16 protein-coding genes are annotated in these 22,004 nt (G+C 46.0%); 2 read left to right on the forward strand and 14 right to left on the reverse strand.

Going from position 1 to position 22,004, the window contains the following annotated elements:
- From HFE01_RS27335 to HFE01_RS14655, 14 genes are all read right to left on the reverse strand, one after another.
- A partial coding sequence (locus HFE01_RS27335) for an S-layer homology domain-containing protein (RefSeq protein WP_243208201.1) occupies positions 1–2,009 on the reverse strand: 2,009 nt, incomplete at its 3' end.
- Positions 2,010–2,853: 844 nt separating this feature from the next.
- On the reverse strand, positions 2,854–3,099 hold the full coding sequence (locus HFE01_RS14595) for a type B 50S ribosomal protein L31 (RefSeq protein WP_107734147.1): 246 nt from the start codon (positions 3,097–3,099) through the stop codon (positions 2,854–2,856).
- 176 nt (positions 3,100–3,275) lie between these two features.
- A complete protein-coding gene (locus HFE01_RS27625; protein ID WP_258957352.1) occupies positions 3,276–3,404 on the reverse strand; it encodes a hypothetical protein in 129 nt (42 codons plus the stop codon).
- Positions 3,405–3,609: 205 nt separating this feature from the next.
- A complete protein-coding gene (gene rpmG, locus HFE01_RS14605) occupies positions 3,610–3,759 on the reverse strand; it encodes a 50S ribosomal protein L33 (RefSeq protein WP_013370941.1) in 150 nt (49 codons plus the stop codon).
- Between the two features lie 69 nt (positions 3,760–3,828).
- Entirely contained in the window at positions 3,829–4,398 is a 570-nt protein-coding gene (locus HFE01_RS14610; protein ID WP_107734148.1) for a hypothetical protein, read from the reverse strand.
- A gap of 85 nt (positions 4,399–4,483) precedes the next feature.
- A complete protein-coding gene (locus tag HFE01_RS14615; protein WP_107734149.1) occupies positions 4,484–5,860 on the reverse strand; it encodes an MFS transporter in 1,377 nt (458 codons plus the stop codon).
- Between the two features lie 91 nt (positions 5,861–5,951).
- Positions 5,952–6,419 (reverse strand): MarR family winged helix-turn-helix transcriptional regulator, encoded by a 468-nt coding sequence (locus tag HFE01_RS14620; RefSeq protein ID WP_016821155.1) that lies wholly within the window; start codon positions 6,417–6,419, stop codon positions 5,952–5,954.
- Between the two features lie 211 nt (positions 6,420–6,630).
- Complete coding sequence (locus HFE01_RS14625) at positions 6,631–9,660, reverse strand: GAP1-N2 domain-containing protein (RefSeq protein ID WP_167438418.1); 3,030 nt, start codon at positions 9,658–9,660, stop codon at positions 6,631–6,633.
- A complete protein-coding gene (locus tag HFE01_RS14630) occupies positions 9,657–10,922 on the reverse strand; it encodes a TRAFAC clade GTPase domain-containing protein (RefSeq protein ID WP_017428407.1) in 1,266 nt (421 codons plus the stop codon). Before HFE01_RS14630 ends, HFE01_RS14625 begins: the two co-directional genes overlap by 4 nt.
- Before the next feature lie 16 nt (positions 10,923–10,938).
- Complete coding sequence (locus tag HFE01_RS14635; protein WP_107734151.1) at positions 10,939–11,580, reverse strand: beta-mannanase; 642 nt, start codon at positions 11,578–11,580, stop codon at positions 10,939–10,941.
- An 18-nt stretch (positions 11,581–11,598) separates the two neighbouring features.
- Positions 11,599–12,888: a vWA domain-containing protein gene (locus HFE01_RS14640; RefSeq protein WP_107734152.1), complete on the reverse strand. Its 1,290-nt coding sequence runs from the start codon at positions 12,886–12,888 to the stop codon at positions 11,599–11,601.
- Positions 12,889–12,933: 45 nt separating this feature from the next.
- The gene (locus tag HFE01_RS14645; RefSeq protein WP_107734153.1) at positions 12,934–15,300 is read right to left on the reverse strand and encodes a transcription initiation factor TFIID; all 2,367 of its coding nucleotides are present in this window, start codon (positions 15,298–15,300) and stop codon (positions 12,934–12,936) included.
- A gap of 2 nt (positions 15,301–15,302) precedes the next feature.
- A complete protein-coding gene (locus tag HFE01_RS14650) occupies positions 15,303–18,692 on the reverse strand; it encodes a tubulin-like doman-containing protein (RefSeq protein ID WP_107734154.1) in 3,390 nt (1,129 codons plus the stop codon).
- A gap of 24 nt (positions 18,693–18,716) precedes the next feature.
- Entirely contained in the window at positions 18,717–20,519 is a 1,803-nt protein-coding gene (locus tag HFE01_RS14655; protein ID WP_107734155.1) for a vWA domain-containing protein, read from the reverse strand.
- Between the two features lie 318 nt (positions 20,520–20,837).
- On the opposite strand from HFE01_RS14655, the gene HFE01_RS27630 reads away from it, so the two are divergent.
- Both HFE01_RS27630 and HFE01_RS14660 read left to right on the forward strand, forming a co-directional pair.
- Complete coding sequence (locus HFE01_RS27630; protein ID WP_279288082.1) at positions 20,838–20,972, forward strand: hypothetical protein; 135 nt, start codon at positions 20,838–20,840, stop codon at positions 20,970–20,972.
- Complete coding sequence (locus HFE01_RS14660) at positions 20,965–21,882, forward strand: hypothetical protein (RefSeq protein ID WP_107734156.1); 918 nt, start codon at positions 20,965–20,967, stop codon at positions 21,880–21,882. The genes HFE01_RS27630 and HFE01_RS14660 overlap by 8 nt, the downstream gene beginning before the upstream one ends.
- The last annotated feature ends 122 nt before the right edge of the window (positions 21,883–22,004 follow it).

The following is a 22,004-nucleotide window of genomic DNA, read 5'->3' on the forward strand; positions in this document are numbered from 1 at the left end:
ACCGCTACTGTCGCCACGCCCGCATTCGTCGAAGTTGCAGTGAATGTCAGCGCGTCGCTGTCTTCATCTGCGAACACATCTGCAAAGCTCACGGCCTTGATGCCGTCTGCGACTCCTGTCGTTACATTGCTGATCGACGTTTCCACCGTCGGCGCATGGTTCACGGCTTCAGGAATCACCGGTGTGATCGTCACGTTGAACTGCGTATCCACTGTGCCGCCGTTTCCGTCATCTGCCGTTACCGTAATCGTGGTTGTACCGGCGCTCACTGGCGTTATTTTCAGATCACTTCCGTTTACCGCTACTGTCGCCACGCCCGCATTCGTCGAAGTTGCAGTGAATGTCAGCGCGTCGCTGTCTTCATCTGCGAACACACCTGCGAAGCTCACGGTCTTGATGCCGTCTGCGACTCCTGTCGTTACATTGCTGATCGACGTTTCCACCGTCGGCGCATGGTTCACAGCTTCGGGAATCACCGGTGTGATCGTCACGTTGAACTGGCTGTTTATGGTCCCGCCCTTGCCGTCGTTCGCCGTAACCGTGACCTTGGTTGTTCCTGCGCTCACCGGTGTGAGAGTCAGCTGACTTCCATTCACTGATACCGTCGCTACGTTCGTGGCAGAAGATTCTGCTGTGTAAGTCAGAGTGTCTCCATCCGCATCAGTAAAACTATTTGCCAGATTAACCTTTTTAGGCTCATCTGCTGTACTTAACGTAGTGTCAGTAAACCCAGTAGTAACGCCTGGCGCATGGTTAGTCACTGATTTTGTTGAACTTCCACCTCCAGAGGAAAATGTCACGCTGCTCGACGTAACTGTAGTCGGTTCTTGAAACGTTCCGTCAGTCAACTGAATTTGTCCAATCTGCTTTTGTACTTCGTTGTAATTTTGGATAACTTGTGAAACGGATGCATCTTTAGGCAGCTTAATCGTTTCAACTTTAAAATTCGGATTCAATGTCACTTTAGCGTTCGTATTGGCAACTTGAAGCTCCGCAATTGTTCCAGTTCCTTTAATAGAAATACCATTGCCAGAATTCACAGTAAGATGGTTTACGTTGCCATTCAGCTGGATATTAGAAACACCGTCATTAAGATCGATTACTCCTTGGATATCCCCTTTAATCTGAACACCATCACCTGAAATTCGAAGCAGGCTGCTCTCCGGCAGACCATCAGTGTTTAGCACAACATCTTTTTGTACGATCTCCAATTGTTGCAGCCCGTCCACATTACGATTGCGCGAATTAAACTTTAATATAGCTCCTTTTAACGCATCTTTATTGGAGTTTCCGATCAACTCTTTCAACTTTCCTTCTATTAAATAAGGAACATTATCGATCGTTACAATGTCTCCATCAATGCTATTGATCGTAGCTGTTTGCTCTTGAGTTTTGAAAATATCCAAGAGAAAAGGAGCAATATCCTCCCTTTTTACTTTACCTGTGGGATTGAGCTTGCTGTCATGAATGTCAATTAAGCCCAGACGAAGTGCCGTATCTACCGATCCAGCCGCCCATTGGCTTACCAAGGACTGATCTTTGGGCAAAATGCTTGATCCGCCCTCTGCATTAACCCCTCCAACTGCACGAACAAACACGGCTGCCAGCTCTTCACGTGTAACAGGATCGTTCGGACGGAAATTCCCTAATCCATCCCCGGATAGAAATCCAGCTTTTTGTGCGGCCTCTATATATGGCGCAGCAAATTGTTTACTTTGCACATCTTTAAAAGTAGAAGAACTCGAAACAGGGTCCAATTTTAAAGCTCTGACCAATAATACTGCCAGTTCCTGACGAGTTAATGTTGCTGCAGGGCGAAAGGTTCCTTGAGGATCTCCCGATAAAAGCCCCTGGCGTACAGCTTCTTGGATGGCTGCCATTTTATCACTCGTCACATAGGATGTATCTGAAAACAAATTATCGGCAGGCGTTGCAGCGTAAGCAGAAGTACCAAACGTCGCCTGAAGAGCAACAAGAGCGGCTGCCCACTTAAGTGAATAAACCTTCAATGGTTGTACCTCCTAATTTTACTTTTGAGTAAAACGATCCTATTCGATCTTCGAAATGTTTTTACATAATTCAAAATTAATAAGCCTGTTCACTGAATTTATCGATAAATAATGCGTTTATATTAATTTTTATTCATATATTTGTCGAAAAAAAGTGATTTATGTCGTTTCAATTAATATATACGAAAGCTCTGAACCAATTCTGAACAAAAGTTATTATAATGATGCTAGTTGCATTAAGTCCCCAATACTATTCTTCAAATAACTCATTTCCGCGTGTGATTTATCGAAATCCTCTCTTAACCACGACTCTTTTTCTATACAAAATAATCGCAGGCTAGATACCTGCGATTATTTTTAAGTAAGACAATCTTATTCGAAGTATAGAATTACGTTATAAAATGATTAGTTTGCCAAGATTAGCATTGTCGACAATTGTGCGCGTTCATTTTACATTGGAAAGCAGCAGCTTCTCGTACCGTTCCGGGAAAACTGCTGCTTTCATGTTCTTATTACACTTTGGCACTTGCAAAATGAGCATGTTATCAAACAATCAGGATAAGCGGTACCGATTAACAGTGTTGGGATTGGAACAACGTGCAGTTTGAGCAAAACGTGCGTGATGCGATCTACGGCTTTTTCCAGAGGAGAAGTGATCCACATGGCAATGACAAATCGGGTTACTTGATTAAGCTTACTTAAAGCTAGTAAAAGAGTGTTACATTTGAGGCGCAAAATACATTTGTTATTCGCATTGTTTTCGGACGTAATTAGTCCGTAGATAACAAAAAAGCTAGGTTTACGAATTATCAACATAATCCGTAAACCTAGCTTTCGAAGAGTCTTACTTAAGGTTGTATTTTTTGTTAAAGCGATCCACACGTCCACCGATATCCACGTTTCTTTGTTTACCAGTGAAGAACGGGTGGGAAGCGGAGCTAGTATCTACACGGATAACTGGGTATGTGTTGCCATCTTCCCATTCCATCGCTTCTTGCGAATACTTAGTGGAAGCACTCAGGAAAGAGAATCCACAGCTAGGGTCTAAAAAGATAACTTTATTCAATGTTGGATGAATATCTTTTTTCATTTGTTTCACCTAATCTTTCATGTAGTTTTAGTTTCAAACTCAAACGCACTGCAGCAATGCTCTATCAGTTAGCAAAAAGAGCGGTTATGTCTCAGAAAAAAAGACGACAGATCGTAACAGTTGCGCTCAAGGTCGTAAACGACAAGCGAACGATGCCGTATATATCGCATCGCCCATTACACGAACGCTCCGTATCTTTCGTTAGCCTCCATCGTTATATAAGCATATTGTGAATGGTTCTCCGGCTCGTCCTGCATGCTGACATCAGCATAGGAGAACTCGGTGGCCACGTGCTTTCGATTCAAAAGGCAAAGCGTGCCATGTAGCTTAGCATCTATCAAACAACCATGAAAAGAAGCCGTCCTCTTAGGTGCTAGCTTTAACTTTGGACACTCTGTCCACTGGACTAATTCAAGTTTTCGCCGGTTCCATAACGCAGGCTTTATGCAAACTTAACAGGCTCCGCTCATGAAGCAGAATCATTCAGGTTGCTATGCAGCAAACCACAAATTATCTAGTTTCACGATGAATCGTGTACTTTTTCAAACGCGGAGAGTATTTTCTCATTTCAATACGCTCCGGATGATTTCTTTTGTTCTTGGTTGTTGTATAGTTGCGATCACCGGATTCGGTGCATGCCAAGGTAACAATAACGCGCATTTGTTCTTCCTCCTCAATTGGAATACATGGTATACAATTACAATAGTAATTTTTACGATTAGTTCTATTCTATAATTCATGCTCCTCTTTGTCAACCTTGGAGTCGCGGTTTGTTGCTTCTTTTACCGTGTTCCAGCGATTACGGTACTGTACTAGCTTAGGATGAAGTTCCAAGGGTTCACTCGAAAGCACCAACCTGACGTTTCTAATCCATTCTCCAAAGGATGCATAGGAAGCGCACAAATTAGCAGTTTCAGGACTCATATACAAAAAAAGCGGAGTTGCATACTTTTCCGCCAAAAAACGAATGGCTGCTTCAATCGGCGTATACTTTTTTCGCTTACCTTCCCAGTTCTCAATCACAACAGCACTCAAAGCCTGCTCTCGCTGCCACTCTCCCAGCTCGTCGACCCGCTTATAATACGAGCGTACTGGCTGCTTCCACATTCTTCTGACGGTTTCTTCATGTAGTGGATACAGCACCAACTTTGTAAAAGATAGTGCAGCCCCCGTTTCGGCAAAAAGCTCCAGCTCACTGGCTGTAGTCTGCTCAAACGTATCATAGTAGACCATAGTCCCTTTGTGCGTTTCGATTGGTGGTTCATAACCATAGGGTACATATTGAAGGTTTCTTGTCATGCTGGGCACTCCGTCCTTCCATAGAAAATTTCTCCTTCTATATTATACCCTTGTTATGGCATGAGCTTACATAAAATGTTTATCCTTATTCGACAGCAGGCCTATTGCCACGTGCCCCTCGCCGGAACTGCAACGCATAAAGCCCCATCGTCACAAGTGCAATCAGCGCAAGCACCGTAAATATATTGCTAAAATTGAACACCTGGACATTAGATACAACAGGATTCAAATGAAAGGACGAGGAACTATCTACCGTTTTGCCCAAAATACTTGTTGTGATCGCCCCGGCAATGAAATTCAACAGAGATAACAGCCCCATTCCAACACCAATCTGATCTTTCGACAAAGTACGAGAAATTGTGTTGGACATGGCAATCTGCATAAAGGTCTGACCTACATTCCCGAAAATAAGCAAAAACAAAATCAGATACGGAGACGCACCTACAAACGTGGACAAGCTGATAAAGCAGATAAATAATAGCGATACGGCTGTATACACCAGAACTGAATTCCCTTTGCTATCGGCCAAGCGCCCCCCTTTTTTTCCTAATAGAGCTGACGCAATAGCAGCGGGAAACATAATCAGTCCAATCGTTGCTGGTGTAAGCTGGTTGAGACTATTCAGAAACTGTGGTGCCAAGTAAGGCAATCCAAAGCTAATCCCCGTCCCTAAAAAAGCGATAAGAAGCCCATATGAATATTGCTTGTTACGGAACAGTTTCGGCTGGATGAACGGATCGTGGGCAGTATTAATGCGCCATATAAACAGTCCAAATAAAACCACACCGATCAGAAAAAATACCATATTGGCTTGTGAAATGGAAAGCAACAAGAAGGCCACTGTTCCACCCAGCAATAATCCACCCAGAAAATCAAACTTCTGATCCTCTCCTCGCTGATCGTCCAAGTATTTGCGAAAGAACGGCAAAGCGATCAGTGGCAGCATGGAAATGACGAACAGAAAACGCCAGCTCGCAAAGCCTGTAATCAAACCAGAAATAATAGGAGCCAGTGCAGTGCCTAATGCTAAGCCGATTGCTGTGACGCCCAAAGCTCGCCCTCTTTTTTCAGCCGAGAAATAACGAACAGGAACAATCATAGCAGTTGCCGGAATAACAGCAGCCCCTGTGGCCTGGAGCAAACGAGCTACAATTAACATCCAAAATTGATTGGCCAACAGCCCAATAAGCGAGCCTAGTGCAAAAAAGATAATCCCAAATGTCAGCAAATCCTTGAGACGATACTTATCTGCCAGCTTACCGTAGGTCACCGAGCCAACCGCATACACGATCATATAACCCGTCAGCAGCCAGCTTACATCGGAGGCACTAATATGAAATTCCTCCCGGATCACAGGCATTACTACATTAAACATAAAAGCGTTCATCACTGAAAAAACAAGTGTGAAGGCCAAAACATGCATAAGCTTATCCGCATTGGGATAAGTTTGTTCTTTTATCATTTGGTTTCTCCCTCTCTTGTTAACACCTTATCTAGGTGACTTTTTATAGCTTATGGATTCCCTATCCGGGCACATTTTTCTATTTATCCGTTCAAACGCAGGTATTCGCAGGACGGTAATCGTGAAGAATTTTTTTGAGCAAACCGCGCAGCGCCTCTGACTCTCCGACAGATAACGTTTTGCCTACGGAGCTTTTAATTTGCTCAATGGTACGTTCGGCTACCTTGTGAATCTCCAAGCCTTCCTCGGTCAAATAGATTTGCTTCATTCGCGCATCTTCCGGATGACTTTGGCGTACTGCCCAGTTTTTCTTAACGATCCCGTTAACCAGGCTGGTAACACTTGATTTATCAATAAGCAATAGCTTTTCCAAATCCGTATTGGTGACTCCAGGCGACATCGCCAGTATATAGAGCGTCTGCGATTGTGGGGAGGTAAGCCCCAAAGGGCGCAGTGCTGTTTCAATCTCACGCCGGACAGTGGTGAAAATCCATTTAATTAAATACATCGTGCTCTCCTCCTCCCATGGAAGACAAACGGGGTACACCTCACTTCCCATTTCACTGCTAACCTCCATATCTATCGAATTTTAATAGTTTGAATTCCAACTAATTTTAATCAGCCGCCTATTTGGTGTCAATACCTTCGTAAAATGATCGTCTACTAAATACAGTCAGTTTCAAAATAACGAATACATTCTATATATAAACTTATACATAGCAAAAAAACAGGCCCTGAAAGGAACCCGTCTTTTTACTGTCTATAGTTGCTTAGTCCGCAGTTTTCACTTGAACTAGCGGATAATCTTTCCCATCAACGGTAACCGTGCTAGCATCATTTAGCTCTAGCCGTTGCCAAATGGTCAACAAAGTACGATAAGGATACTTGTTGAGGTCATATTCCGTTATTCCTGTACCATTATCGGACGTGCTGGTCGTGGTTTTATCAGTTGCTATACCGCTACCCTCAGTTGATATCTCTGAAGTCGCGCCTCCGTCTGTGTTGTCTGTCACTGCTCCAGTCTGATCAGCGGTTTTTCCGCTGGATGTACCGTTCAGATCTGTAGAACCACCACCTGTGGATTCTCTGTCTGCTGTCTTGCTTTTGGTGGTAGCTCCCTCAGTGTTAACGTCACCGGACGAACCATTGTTAGCTTTACTGGCTGCTTCCTTATCATTCTGTTCAGCAAGCGTAAAATTTTCGTATGAGTGCTCCTGTTGATCCGAGCCGACAATGACGAGTTTTTTAGGCTTAAATTCTGCCTGTTCTGCCGATGTTTGAAACGCAAACAACAGCTTGACCATTTTCGTAGTGGACTTGGTATTAGGTACATGTGTCACTATTGCAGTAGGCTCCTCTTTTACCGGCACTATAGGCTCTACTGGCTTTTGTACAGGCTTTGGAGCAGCGGCAGGCGTTGGTGTGTCAACAGATCCGATTACCCCGGTTGCTTTCAGGCCGCCTAATGTACCTGCAATAATGATTAATACGATCCCGGAAATCACCCCGCCTTTGCGGAAACGACGAAGCGTTTTGACCAAAGGCGTATCTGTCTCACGCTTTGCTGCCAAATAGAAATTTTTAAACACAGGCTTAGCAGGTTCAAAATATTGCCGCCACAGCGTCTTTTTATGCAGTCCCTCTCGTCCTTCCTTTTGGAAGAATAAAAGCAACGCACGCCGATAGGCTGGCTCAAAACCACCACGTGGAGTAGCAAACTCAGCGTGTTCCTCCGACCAGCGGATAAAGCGGTACATCGTATCGTTATCCTTCGCCCATTTGCGGATCGAACTGACCAGGCGAGCAAAATCCAGTATTCCTTCGCCAGTACCATCAGAACGATAGAAAGCTGGCAACAGACGGGCAAAATGGCCTTCTGCAAGCTGCTGGGGCAGCCAACCATAAGCCCAATCTTGCACCTTTTCTACTTCGCTTGGCTCCAGACCGTCTAGCACTGATGGTTCCGGGTGCTCTGTGTTAAACCAATCATAAGCCGCAATCAATCGCACGGCTTGTCCCTTGAGAGGAGCAGGCAACTTTCCAACCCACTGCACCAAATCGGGCCGTGTGAAAAACGGAATCTGTACGACCTGATCAGGTGAAATTTCTTTTAGCTCTACTTCAGTGAGCAAATACCGATCCGCTGCTTCCTGTAAGCGTTCTGTCAATCCGGATTGCTCCAGCGGGGACAGTGTGCCTACGGCAGAACTACTGTCCCATTGACGCAAGCGTTGGTTAATGGCAGCCACAGCCTCTACCGGCTTTCTCTCAGCACGTAGCTTGCCCATCAATGCAGATTCGGCCAAAAGCTGAAAATCGGCATTCGCCGACACTTCGATATACCGACTGCCCCATTCATGCACCACGGCCAACAGGCCCTTTACATCAGGCGTTCTTTTCATCTGACTGTCCATGTAGGGAATGAAAAGCATTTTGGTGAGTGCCGGATTACCCAGTACTTTCGTAAAATAGGCCTTGCCTAATGACGGATTCTCTTCAATCGTATGATAAATATATGTGACTGCTTCCGTATTCCTGGCAGTATAAGCATTGTTTAGCGAACGGATTAAATATTCCACCAGCCGATTTTCGCTGCTGCGTGCATGAACTTTATAATAGTCCTTGAAGCAATCGACCAGCCCTACATCCGGAATATGTCCATCCTTCACCCGATCAAACTCATGATCAAAAAATGAAAGAAACAGATCATTCAGCCGCATTTTACGTGGTAGCGCATCAGATGGCGATAAATAATCAGTTAAGCTTCGTAACACAGCGATTCGTTGCTCGTTGTATAACGCTCGCTCTCCCTGCTCAATTCTGTACAGCGTAATGAGCTCATGATAGCTGGAGGGCAATAGTTCACGTCCTGCCTCCATGCCTGTCAGCATTTGCTCGGCAAATTTGAGAAAATCGTCCGCAGCCCCGCCATTCAATAGCGTACGGACAATCCAGTCAAAATAAGGCTGTTTCACCTGCTCTGCATCCACATTCAGTATTCGACTATTGTTAGAGAGGTCAAATACAAAGTCCTTTTCTACATTCCGATCACCGGGACGCAAGCTGAAAGGCTCAACGAACATTAAGTGAATGCCTTTTCTGCTGTTCGGTTCCTGCGCATATGTAAGAAATCCGAGTCTGTTGCGAAATGCATAAGGCAGTGCCGCGTACAACACACCCAGCAGTTGCTTGGCTGAGGATGCTACCACTTCTGCTGGCACATTCAGCGCTACATATACCTTTTTGCGACCCGCGGCTGACATCATGACTGCGTACAAGAGCTGCTTGAACACTTCTTCGCTCAGCTGCAATTGAGCCAGCACTGCAGACGGGTCAACAGCGGGGAATACACTACCACCAGGTAGACGCTCTAATTCCGGTAATTCCGTTCCCTGCTCAATATCATAGGTATCGACAAACGAAGTGTTCAGCCACTGCTTATAATCAGATGGAGACTCACCATGTCCGGCCGGAATCACATAGTTATGCGTAAAAAATGCGCTCCGCAGCCCAGTGAAATCCGCTGCTTTATAAATACTGCGTCCGAGCACTACATCCCCGGACTCTGTCCGTACCAGATGTAAAGCTTCCGGATAGACACTCTCCTGCTTCTCACCACGCGCTGTCAAAGCCGCAGGCGCATCATACACACATAAAGGATGCAACACCTTTTTAATAAATGAAGTATCCAGTCCTTTGGAATTAGCCACGGTATCAAAGCCTTCGGTAGAACGGAAAATACCACGCCGTTCCCGTGTGTACATCTGCTGCTGTATCATACGAGAGGTAGGATAACTCACTGTGATTCTCTCCCCTCGATGTACTTCAACTTGTATAGCAGCCAAATGAATGGCTCATCTACACGGATCGGACTAACCAACCCTTGCAGCTTTTGCTCCACCGGATTGCTACCTAGAGCAGAAACCGCGAAATAGGCTGTATCTGTAAAATATACATCCATTGTGCCCTTGAACGGCTTATCCACCTTCTCGATAAAGCGCCGAACTTCGCCATCTATGTTCGAGAACTCATCCAAATCCATGTATTTGCGATGTTCCATTGGATTAAAAATATTGCTGTTCGTCTTGATATACGTGCCTTCTTCATCTGCCAGCGCAGTAAGCATGTCGCTTTTGGTCAGGACCACAGCGGTTGGAATGTCCGTCTTGCCTTTTTCCTGGTATGCGATAAAGTCACCGAACATCGTAAGTACGACATCACGCGGCTCATCATATTGCGAGACCCATTCACCAGGCTTATCGCCAAGATTAATCTTAATACGTTCCCGGATAGAACGGATTTGCAGTGGATCGACCATAAAAAGAATACCCGCAGAATTTTTAATATGCTGTCCATGCAGTCCCAGATAGTCCTGATCGACCATCCCCTCACCAGCTACATCAAAAAATACCAAAGTCAGTGGTGGCTTTTCCTCATCCTTAAATACAAACTGGAAAATAAAAGGCTCCTGCATCTTTTCTTTTTGCGTCGATGTAAGCAGATCGCCACGTTCAAACAGTGGTTCCTCATACATCGTGCGGAACTTGCGGCTGATCTCTGCATTGAGCGGCATGCAAGCCGCGTCAAAATGGTCGGCCGTCACATGCTGCAGCGTGTGAATCAGGGAGGTCATATATACAGATTTCCCCGCCTGTGAAGCTCCAATAATCGAAATGATATTACTCGGCACCTTGCCTGCGGTTACAGGCAGCTCGTTATGGCAGTGTGGGCACAGTCGGTGACGCGTCAGCTCACCGTAACGGTCCGTCAGACCTGTCAGCACATGATCTGAATACAAGCGATGCTCCTCAGGTACATCATAGGGATGAAGAATGGCCTCCATATCATGCACACTATCCAAGCCAAAACGCTCCCGATATTTGTTCAACAGCTCATCTTCACCCAAAGCGTAATCCTCATCATCTTCGCGGTGATGAGAAGCACGGAATACCACTTCCTCTGGTGAAAATTTACTAAAGCAATAAGGGCACACAATATCATAGAATAACGGCCGTGGCTCGGCCTGTGGCTTTCTTCTGAATAAATTGCTAAGAAAACTCATCGGTTGTGGCCTCCTTTCATTCAGGGACTAATTCATATATCGTGCCATACTTCTGACCGTTCGTAAAAAACAGCCGCACATACTCATCTCCCCCCACTTCAATAGAGGGTAAAACATTCCGTCCTGCGGCAAAGGGTGCCGTGAACGCATACAAGGTTCCATCGTCCCGGTCTGCCGGATAGCCACCGCGCTTCTTCACGTAGCAAAGCGCCTCCTGCGGAACAGGAACTTCGGCTGTCACCTGAATCTGGACTGTTTTGCGGCTGCGAAACCAGCTTTTTTTATGGTGAACCGCATATTTGATTTTAGCCCTACCTGTGCTCAACTCCAGTTGGTTGGCTCCGTCTTGCTGGCGGATTACAAAGGTTTCTCCAGCCTCCCGAACAGCTGGATACACGGTATACCGCACACGTCCAATGCCTTCAATTCGGTCACGATAGCTGCCAGCGGCCTTATATTCCTCGCGTGTAAAAAGCTTCAGTTCAGAAGTCGGTGCTTCATTCTGTCCATTCGCACCTGTATCAGCTGATTGTTTGGCAATATAGACCACGGCTGCGCCTTCAGGCCACTGCCAGCGTAACACAACCCGGTTGTCGTCAATTTTGTGGCTCAGCTCCGAAATCACAGGATCATCGGGCTGTGCATCCCTATACTGCATAAGTTCCCGCCTCCCGTTCTAAAACCCACTGTTGCGTCGATTGCGCGTCGGGCCTTCTGGTGTCCCTCTCCGGTGGCCTGACGGTCCCCCCTGGCTCCCACCACCAGAAGATCGGCGAGTATTTTCCGCAATCGGCAGAACAAGCGAAAAGACAGCAATAAGGGCCGCAAGTATGAGCGCTGCCAGCAAACGTATCATCAAGTCACCTATAGGCGAGCCAGATAACCCTCTTTCCAAAATCAAGCCAGCGAGCAAGCCGGCTGGAACTCCACCAATTGCGAAATTCCTCGCGAGAAAACGGTTATCAAACATCAATCCAAGAGCCAACCCTAATAGAACCCCAATGATAACCAGAGCCGTTACGCGATAAATGGCAAAATACAGACTGTCGGCATACTCACCTGTCCGCTCCGTTACCAGCGTGCGATCACCAATTTGGTTATATATTTTACCGAACGCCTGAGTAAGTCCTTGGGCATTAGCTACATTAGAATAAGTTCCGCCCGTTAGGCTGGCAATATTTTGCAACAAAGCTATACCTTCCGATTCTGCCAGTTTCAGGCCGATCGTATTAATCGGAATCTGGCGGGCAATGTAAGGAGCCAATGCGGTCTGAGTATCCAGTTCGCTAAAGCCGTCAGAGAGCATAATAACGAGTGAACCTTTTTCCGCATTGCCTTGGGTTTCAATCTCCTTGATCGTCTCGTCCAGAGCAAGCCCAATGTCTGTACCGGCTGACATTATAGTCTGCATACTATCGATTTTGGAATAAACCGCTTGCTTCTCTGCGTCTGTGCCAACGGGAGTAAATGGCTGCACCAACTGCGCAGTGGATTCAAATGAAACAATGGCTACGCGCTTATCACCATCCATTTGCCCAATTAGACTCTTGGCAGCCGTTAGGCGTTCATTATCGGGATCTGTTTGCTGCATACTCCCAGAATTATCAATCACAAGCACGAGGTCCTGTACACTCTTGCGCCCTTCAGGGTTAACCTGATAACCTAGTTCTAATAGCAGACCTGCCACGAACAACATGACGAGTGTAGCAGGTACTAGTAATTTCCAGGACAATCCGGAGTATCGTTGTCGCCATGAATGCCCATTTAACTGTGGCGAAATCAGTTCGCCGATAAGACAACCTAGACCAATGCACAGCGCCATGATGCCAAAATACAGCCCGATCACGATGATATGTGGCCAGTGGCCTATCAATTTGTGAAGAATAAGCTCTCCCAAGATGAAGCCTACTACAGCGCCCAGCAAGCCGAACACCAACAGGAGAACGTTAAATTTACGTTGCTTCATAAGATTCGTTGCTTCCTTCCATCATTAAAGTAGGATAATATGTGGCTACCGCAATTCCGGCAACCGGTCCACGTCGATTCCATGAAACACGAAACCATTCGCAGTATATGTCTCATAATACGTTTTGCCGTTGCGGTAAACCATCAGATCTTCCAGATGGAAGCCGCCCATCAAATGCAGTTTTTCCACCCCGCTGCTGCGACGCTCATGCACAAAACCCAGCTTGTAAATTCGCGAAGTAATGTCCACTTCCATCGCATAAGGAAGAAACTCGCCTTCGTAATCACCAAAGAAGTACTTTTCTTCATACCGATGCTCATGGGTGTAGTCGAGCAAACGTACATTAATTCCGCCATGCTCTTCTAACGTTTGATACAGTTTTTTAAACAGTTCATCCTTTGGAACGACCAGCCGATTTTCATATGCAGCAGCTACATTGGCACGACGTAATAATTCTTCTTCGAATGTCTGATTAAATGGCTGTGAGCTGAGAATCAAGGTACGGCAGGTCTGTGTAAGTCTATCCACCAGCGCGGATAAACCTCCATCCAGCAATCCAGATACAGGTCCCATATGCCGGGTGTCAAAGAATATAGATTTTCCCCGCTTGCTTTCTAGCTCACGCATGACATCCTCTGTCACACGCTCATAGTACTCGAACAGGTTTTGGCCTGTGTAACTGTCAGCCTGCCGAATACTGTCCGTTGCAGTTTGATGCAGGTCACGCTCTAGGTTGGCAAGCTGTACTGTAATATGCTTGGCCTGTGCATGCCATTTTTCCAATGCCAGCTCATAGCGGCGAAGTAGCTCCAAATCCACTTGAATCCGCAACATGTGCAATTTATGTCCGTAGACTGTCTCGGTCAGATAACGGATCAAGCTGCGCACATTATGTTTATCCATAAGTGGCAGTCGTTGAAAGGGCTGATCCTCCACTCGTCCGCTATACAGCGCATCCAGTTCGGCTGCACTAATCTGCAAATCATTGGACGTATCACGAATCAGTCCCCGAATAGCCGTAAGCACATTTCCTGTTTGATTTTCATCTGTCCAATCTGTCAGCTCGAAAAAGCCGATATGAGGATGTTCTTTAGCAGCTGCGTTCACAGCCGTCTGCAAACGCAAATCCGCCTGAAAATCTCCCAAGCGTTTATGTACGATCCGTTCGCAGTTGTCACGGAAAAAGGCTTCGCAGCCCTGACCAAACAAGGCTTCCTCTGCTTCACGTAATGTCATTCGTTTCAACGAGCCGTAACTGGCTCCGCTGGTCATTAGTGCGCTCATGTCCATGATCGCCTCATTGTCAGGAACTAGATCATTTCGCGTGCGGCCACGCTCGGCAGCATCTAAACCAAAATAATTTAGCTTATCACGTATGTCCCACTCTTGCTCGGTTCTCATACGCTCTAACAACTTCACATAAAAGTGATACAGCACTGTAAGCGCAATCGACTGATTAGGGCGGTTAACCCGGGAAAATCCGGCCGACACATAACCCTGCCGCCCGGATTCCGTCATGATGTTGTTCTTAAACGATGTATTATTGTAGCCCCCATCCTGTGACCGATAGGAATCTCCTGCCTGATAACGGTTTTTTAGAAGCTGAATGTGACAAATAATATCACAGCTCTCGCGCAGACTATTCGCCACCGTTACGCCGCGCTCATTTTTGTCGGACAGCACATAGACAAGATCAAACAACGGAGATGGAGCATGGGATACCGGGATGGTCAATTTGTCCTCGGTCATATGCAGCGGTGCTGTAAACGTATATGCTGGGCTCTGGATATAATCCAACTCCCGCATAAAAGCAACGGATGTTGCACTCCTGTAGCCGAATTGGGCAGCCTGATCGCTTTCGCTCACCAACACATACAAATCCATTTGTACCGATTTAAAAGATTGCGCAAAAATATACTCTGCCAACAGCGTAATTTCAGGAATTAATACGTTCATGGGATCATCCGCTGTTGTCAAGATCGACAAATGTACACGCTCGAACGAGGAATACAACCGTCCGTAATCAGCCAGATGTCCACTAGCACGGCGCAACGCGGTGTTAAGTTCAATTAACTTCGATTCATGGGTATAAAAAGCCTGGTGCAAGTCACGGCGTAGCGTTTGGTGGCTACTTTCTTCCGGTACTGCTATCGTATGAACGATGGCATCCACCGAGCGGTCTACAGCCGCATGTTCTTCCTGTGAGCGAATCTGAATATAGGTTACCCCTGTGCTGTTATCCCACTTGGTCCGGTTGATATCTGCAATTGTGTTCATCACCGGGCTCATGCGATCGCCGATAAAAAGAAACACGGACGGGAAATGGATGCTGCTGCGTCCATCCCCGCTTCCGATTAATTGGTCCTCTGCGGCTGCATAGTCAGCCGCATAACGTAACAGCTGCTCTCTCATACTTACTTCAACTTTCTGCGGATGTCGTTTAATTTTCCAGCCATTTGAGCATAGAATGCATAAAGTTCCGCTCCATTAGCCAGCTCTACCTTTTCATATTCCAATTGATTGCGAGCCTCTGTGTAAGTTGCAGCCAATTCATCCAACTTCGCCAGCAGTGGTGTAATATCCTCAGATGAAGTCAATACAGCATCACGGCGATCCGCCTTGCGCATTAGAGCTGCAAATTTCTTCTCTTCCAAACCACGGAAGTTTGTGAAGACTTCAAACTCCACATAATTGCGGCTTTTCATGACGTTGGCAAACGGCTCCCACGCTTCTTCCTCTTCATCACGATCATAGACGTACAAAGCGCCTTTTTTCGTAATTGTGTCCGTGTAGAGTGCCTGAATGAACTGATCCAACCATTTTTCTTCATCCTGATATTTGCCCAGCAAAGCTTCCAGTTCAGCGGCTTTTGCTTCGATTTGTATATATTTCGCCAGCTCATCACGAACCACCTGCGTTAGCTCTGGTGAACGGATCAGGTTTTCCTTCGCCATCTCTTCATTGATGCTGCCAAAAATATCCTTGCTTCCGGCCTGATCAAGCCCTTCAGCTAGTAGACGCTTCAGCTCAGACCATGCTCTTTTCACCTCACCCAAATTCGGCTTGGATTCCTGCAATCGCATATCGTAGGCTGCCAGTAGCGCATTCAGATCTAGCGCTTTTGAGCGAATTACAGTAAAGCGGCTGCTTGTATTTTGATCAACATCCTTCTCACGAATCACGCCGAGTGACTTGGCTCGGTCGAAGTCATTGCGAATGCGGGCGTTGTGGGCTTGCACACGGGAGTTGACGTAAGTTTCTCCCCATGACTTTTCAGGAATCGGCGACGGCAAATTCGTCCAGTTGTTCTGACCTGTCTGCACCAGATGTCGGCCAATACCTTCGCGGTCAAGAATGGTTTTCTCATAGCTCTCTTCATACACTTTGAGCGGCGTATATACAAACAGAGGAACACCATTACGCGTATTGAGCCAGAAAATCCGGTTACGGACTTCACTTTCTTTAATAGTAAAGTGCGATTTGCCAATTGCATTATTTTGATAATTGCGAACGCCCTTCAGGATATTAGGCGACTGTACAGGTACCGAAACGAATCCCCATGACGGGAAGTACAAATTGCCAGAACTATTGCTCAAATGGAAGACAGGTACAGCCTCCTCATCCAGCTTGCTTGCAATGTAACGCTCCACAAATTTTTCAATTGCTTCGTCCTGTCCGTATTTCATGACCAGGAAATCTTCCATGGAACGGGTAATGAGATCACCGAATTTGTCAGTCAAGAAATTAGAAATCGAGCTGATGATATCCATATCCTGATCTTTCACCCATTGATCTGAATTTTCCAGCAATTCTTGGGCAAAATCACGGATCAAATCGTCACCATTGCGATTATCCAGCAGCTTGGTCACAACTTCTGAGATATCCGGTACACTTACCAGATTCCAATAGTACGTCTTGTTTCCTTTGTGATCGGATTGTTCCTCGCCGTTAATCAGCAGATCGCCGTTCTTCTCGAAAATGGCACTCAGTGCATTCAAAATTTCAGTAAATACATTATAAATGCGATTATTTTCTTTATTTAGTAGGTCATACAGATCTTCATAAAATTCAATGAGCTGCTCTGTACGTTCCACATCAGCCCGCAGCCAATATTCATTAATTTTTGCTTCAATATATGCATTTTTCTTCTTATCCTTGGATACAAACGCGCTCTTGGCATCACCCAGCTTCTCATTCGCTTGCTCACGCGCCCATTCAATGTCCGTTGGAATACGGTGCAGCGATTCACGCAGCGTTTCAACATAGGAAAGCAGCATTTTCAGCAAGCTAAATCCTTTTTCAGTATAAATCATGCGAGATACATAAAACGGTCCTTGCTCGGGATGCAGGAACATTCGGCGGATTTGGTCTGTAAACTGTCCTGTAATTTCACCGGGAAGTTGTTTCTTCGCTTTGATATACTCTTCGCGGGCACGCGTCAGGAACGTTTGCTCCAGCTCAGTGTCCATATTGACTACTTGCATTTTAACAACATTGTTATAACTTAACCGTTCACTGTTCTCAAAACCCGGAAGCGGCTCAGGTACACGAGATTCAAAGTTTTTGATCATGCTATCCAGATCGACACCCAGCTTGCGGGCAAACTTCTCTACATCCTCCTGATTCGGCGCTTGTTCAAACATTTTGGACATTTTACCAAACATCCGGTAAGCCAGATATGTCGTCATTTCCTCCATGGGCAGCACTGCCGAAGAAGCTCCGATAATATTGTAATCATAGTTTGCTGGATACGCCTTATTCATTTGCGCGATATTGGTACGAATGTTGCTGATATAGTCATGAATGGCGAACTCTTCGCCTGACTGTTTTTCCTCACTCGCCATAAAGTTGGTGATGTTCTCAGCGGTGACATTCATGCAGTAATCATAAGCATTTTCCAGCAGCTTGCCTTCCGTATTCGTAGCCGAAATAAGGTGACACAGATTAAATGGCGGCAGCGGCGAGTTTACAGTCAAAATGTTACCGTACTGTTGCTTAAAGCGTTCGCCACGACTGTCCACATTCATCCAGTAGTCCAGTTCTTTCAATGCAGCATAGCCGTTCTTTTTAATATATTCACGCGTATGCTCGCTCAGGCTTTTATTCGCCAGATTAATATCCGGCGTGAACAGATAACCCAGTGTGTTAACACGGTCTACACCAGCGGAACCATAATCGCGCTCAATGATGCCTCGGACGATATATGAGATATCGAGGAAAGTACCACTCCCTGTACCGCCGGACAATCCAGACAGCAAAAACACCATAAGCTTCTTGTTAGTGCCTTCAGACAGGGTTTTAATTTTTTTGTCAATACTTTGTACGACCTGATTGATTTTGGTGAACAATAGTAATCGCCCAGCCTGACGTACCCCTGCCGCCCCGTTCATACCATCGGTAATGCTCAGTTCGGGAGACAGCCAGTCAGTGATGTACGGCTCCAAAATACTACGGTTTTGCAGCAATCCGCCGATTTCTGCATTGGACAGTAGTACAAACTCATTGATGGGATCCAAGCCAATCCCTTTGTATTTTTTGTTACGGTCTTGTTCATTCGTTTCAAAAGCGAGAAATTCTACATTATCCGGCTTCTCGCTCTTTTTCTTGGAAACCGGGTCTGCCGGCAGCTTGAATCTGCGGTTTATTTGATATTTCAAGCGGAGAAGGGCGTCAATCCCCGTTCCCCCAAGTCCGATAATTAAAATAGGATTATCAATGGTATCTACTCTGATCTTATCGCTTACGATCCCTCCGCCGAGTGATACGTCTAATTGTTGGATATGCTCTCTAACTACTGGTTTCATAGATATGACCTCCTAAGGGTTCGTTTAGCTGTTTACTGAAATAAACTCCAGTAAAATGGTTTTGTCCACACTAGCCAGCGGGATCGTCAGACGATCACCGTTTTTCAGTTCAAGACCGTTGCCTGTGTCTACAGCACGCCCGGATTTTTCAATCGTAATCTCCGGAGTGCTACGCACCACGATCCGATCCTGATTCGCTGGCGTGAACACGACCTTATCGGTTCCGGCAAATTCCGGCGCCAGTTGCAGCAACTGGTGTAAATTGAATTTGCCCCGGAAGGTGTTCAGCTTCTTATACTGTGGGTATGTCTTTTCGCCGGTATTTTCATCCCGGATTTCCAGTACGATCTGGCCGACAAAGCCACGATTAGCTTTTTTGACAGCCTTCCAGATGAAATATGCCGCTACCAGCAGAACGAGCAGTCCCACCCCTAAAAGAATGAGTGGCAGCAGCTTAGACTTTTCAGCAGGTGTCGCAGGCTGGGTTGTGCCAGTATTCGTACCACTCGCCGCCCCAGCTTTGGCGCTGATGGTTATAGGCTGCGTTTCACGGTAAAAGCTCTTCTCCTCTGCTCTGACGGTTAGTTCATAGTCATGCTCATCTGGAATCGTATAAGAGCCGGTAAAAGCATCCCCTGCGTTAGTTAGGGGCACTTCATTCGTTGTACCCGTATCAAGGTCGTTGACCTTCAGGACAGCATTCATATTCGCATACAATTCCTGATCCTGATAGTGCTGGTTATTGCTCGTCAGATAGGAACGAATCTGTACCGTGTCACCTTTTTTGTATGATTTGGCAGGCGGCGCGTCCAGCTTCAACTCCAAATCATAGTTAAATACCAGATTAATATCAATCTTATCCTGCTGCACTCCCTTGACTTGAAGCTTCCAGTCGCCAGCTACAGGCTTGAGCAATTTAATCAGCGAGTAGCTTTTGGACTTGGACAGCAGTACATCGCTCGAAGGGATCGGCTTCGTATTGCCCGACGGGTCTATTAATCTCGCGTCCACTGGTTTCGAGGAAATAATTGAAATATTGGCTTCCAGCACGCTATCGTTTGGTACGGTTACCGTAACGTCCTGATAGTCGCCGTTGGCCGTAATGGACTGCAAAGGCACCACTTTCAATTTCAGATTGCTGGCGAAAATTTCACTCAAAATATTCGGCAGATCGTCCGCCGAGCTTGTAATAAAGGACTTGCCGCCCGTTTGCTGCGCGATGTCGGCGAGTTTATTCTTATTTAGCTTTCCATCTGCATTCAAACCGATGGTATAGATCGGCACACCGCTTTTTTTAGCCTCGGCTACAGCCTGCGCCATATCCTGAGTGGATTGGCTTTCAGTTCGACCTGTCGTCTTATTAAAATCGTTGTTACCATCAGCTAACATAACGATCATAGGCGCATGTCCGGCTGTTTTGCCATCCTGCAAAATACGGATCGCTTCCTTGACACCTACGGAGGTGTCAGTATACGCTCCCCGGTTCAGCCCGTCAATAAATGTCTTCAGTTCCTGCTTATCCGCTTCGGATGAAATATTAAGCAAGGCTTTCTCGCGTTGTACGACATCCGTATACGCTACAATCCCAACCTTGTCATTTTGCGTTGACAACATATCAATAAACATTTTCATGGCTTCATTGCCAATCTTCCCAGGATCACTGGTGTTCATCGAATTACTTACATCGACTACCAACACCGCATCCACTTTAGAAGCTGAGGGTGAAGCGGCATTCGCCGTCTGTGGCTGCCAGGCCGAAATCGAAGTCATGATCATTGTACATATGATTCCGATGACCAAAAACCATTTTCTGTCTCTACTAAACATCGCTTGTACCCCTTTGCCGATTAATTCTCATTCTAAATTACAGTTGTACTCCACTACTATTAAATTATAATGAGTTTTACATGAGCGCTAGCTGAAAATCCTGCCCGAACGGCCTGAATGCGACCAAAAAGCCTATTATATCGCGAGATTTTACCAATATCCTGCAGTAATGATATAATTATACCCCAACAAGGGCAATCGGGCACCAGTCTTCTCCTTTATACGACAAAAATAACCCTAGCGAAACCCACTCATGTAAAACAGTAAAATAAAAATCTAAGCAGAAAGAGGAAGTACACTATGATCTCATACGGATGTTTGGCGATTATGTTTCTTTTTGTCGCCATTAAATCACTAATTTACTATATACATAAAAAACGCGCCCCGTCGATTGCACAAATCGACACCGAGCTTCTTGCGCTGCTGAATCGGAGAAGTGAGCACAATGAATAGTTCCAAGCAGGCTGTGCAATTTCGCCCCTTTACCCGCACAGAGCATGCCTTCCAAAAGCTGAGAGTCTGCAAGCGTTGCGGACAATTCACCGCCCTTTGGGAAGAGAAATGTACAGCATGTGGTCGGGATACGCTGGTTCCTGTAGAGCAATATGCTAAACTCAGAGCCAAACGTTATTTTCATAAAGACCTTGCTGTCGGCATTGCGTTGCTGGGTGCTTCTATCTTTTTCGCTCACTCGTCACAGCAAATGCTACTGTGCGGTATCGTCGGTGCGTTTCTCCTCGTGCCCTTGGTCCTTCTACAGCACCGCATTGTTCTTTATGAACAGCGTAGGCAGCTTATACGCCTATTCAGAGGCCGTATAGGACAGATCCAGGAAGGATTGGGCGTGAATCATAAGAACGCAGTTGCCCTGCGGCAGCTTAGTGAGCGTGTCTGCTATGAAATGCTACGCGAGATTGCCGTACTCATTCACAATGATCGGATAAGGCTCCAGCAGGTCGCTTTGCTGCAATCTTTTGTTCTCCGCAAAGATATGGAATTAACGCTCGATCCTCTTCTGATCAAAAGCTTTGAACCCCTTATGGTCAGATACATTGGAGAGGTTGCCAGACTCAATCGTGAGCTGATTAAGGATCGGACATTCCGATATGTGGTTTTTTATGAGCGTCGTATTTTGGAAATGGCCGGGGGAGAAGATATTCTCGTTCGCGTAGCCAGCGCAGCAGTCCGTAAAAAACGCTACGTAGTCACCCATGCCGCTTTCATCTCCAGATATGTTCGGAAGCTACCAAAGGAACGAATCCAACGTTTATATCATATCATTCAGGAGAATCCGTTAGAACCCTTTGGAGATTTGGCCGATGAAGTGAAGATCATGTACCTGATGGAGCAGTATAAAAGCTGACTGCCATAATGCCCTTTTATATATGACGTATCCCAATCAATAAATCACTGCAATGAAGCAGTAAAAAAACCGTCAGAATCGGCCAATATGCCTCCAGACGGTTTTTTAATATGGATTATGAT

This window comes from Paenibacillus sp. EKM10P (assembly GCF_011800655.1).
Classification (GTDB): domain Bacteria; phylum Bacillota; class Bacilli; order Paenibacillales; family Paenibacillaceae; genus Paenibacillus; species Paenibacillus polymyxa.

Excerpts from the sequence above, each read along its gene's own strand:
- HFE01_RS14640 (WP_107734152.1), bottom strand. The coding sequence starts at position 12,888 with ATGAAGCAACGTAAATTTAACGTTCTCCTGTTGGTGTTCGGCTTGCTG.
- HFE01_RS14620 (WP_016821155.1), bottom strand. The coding sequence starts at position 6,419 with ATGGGAAGTGAGGTGTACCCCGTTTGTCTTCCATGGGAGGAGGAGAGC.
- HFE01_RS14615 (WP_107734149.1), bottom strand. The coding sequence starts at position 5,860 with ATGATAAAAGAACAAACTTATCCCAATGCGGATAAGCTTATGCATGTT.
- HFE01_RS14630 (WP_017428407.1), bottom strand. The coding sequence starts at position 10,922 with ATGAGTTTTCTTAGCAATTTATTCAGAAGAAAGCCACAGGCCGAGCCA.
- rpmG (WP_013370941.1), bottom strand. The coding sequence starts at position 3,759 with ATGCGCGTTATTGTTACCTTGGCATGCACCGAATCCGGTGATCGCAAC.
- HFE01_RS14595 (WP_107734147.1), bottom strand. The coding sequence starts at position 3,099 with ATGAAAAAAGATATTCATCCAACATTGAATAAAGTTATCTTTTTAGAC.
- HFE01_RS14660 (WP_107734156.1), top strand. The coding sequence starts at position 20,965 with ATGAATAGTTCCAAGCAGGCTGTGCAATTTCGCCCCTTTACCCGCACA.
- HFE01_RS14610 (WP_107734148.1), bottom strand. The coding sequence starts at position 4,398 with ATGACAAGAAACCTTCAATATGTACCCTATGGTTATGAACCACCAATC.
- HFE01_RS14645 (WP_107734153.1), bottom strand. The coding sequence starts at position 15,300 with ATGAGAGAGCAGCTGTTACGTTATGCGGCTGACTATGCAGCCGCAGAG.
- HFE01_RS14650 (WP_107734154.1), bottom strand. The coding sequence starts at position 18,692 with ATGAAACCAGTAGTTAGAGAGCATATCCAACAATTAGACGTATCACTC.
- HFE01_RS14655 (WP_107734155.1), bottom strand. The coding sequence starts at position 20,519 with ATGTTTAGTAGAGACAGAAAATGGTTTTTGGTCATCGGAATCATATGT.
- HFE01_RS14635 (WP_107734151.1), bottom strand. The coding sequence starts at position 11,580 with ATGCAGTATAGGGATGCACAGCCCGATGATCCTGTGATTTCGGAGCTG.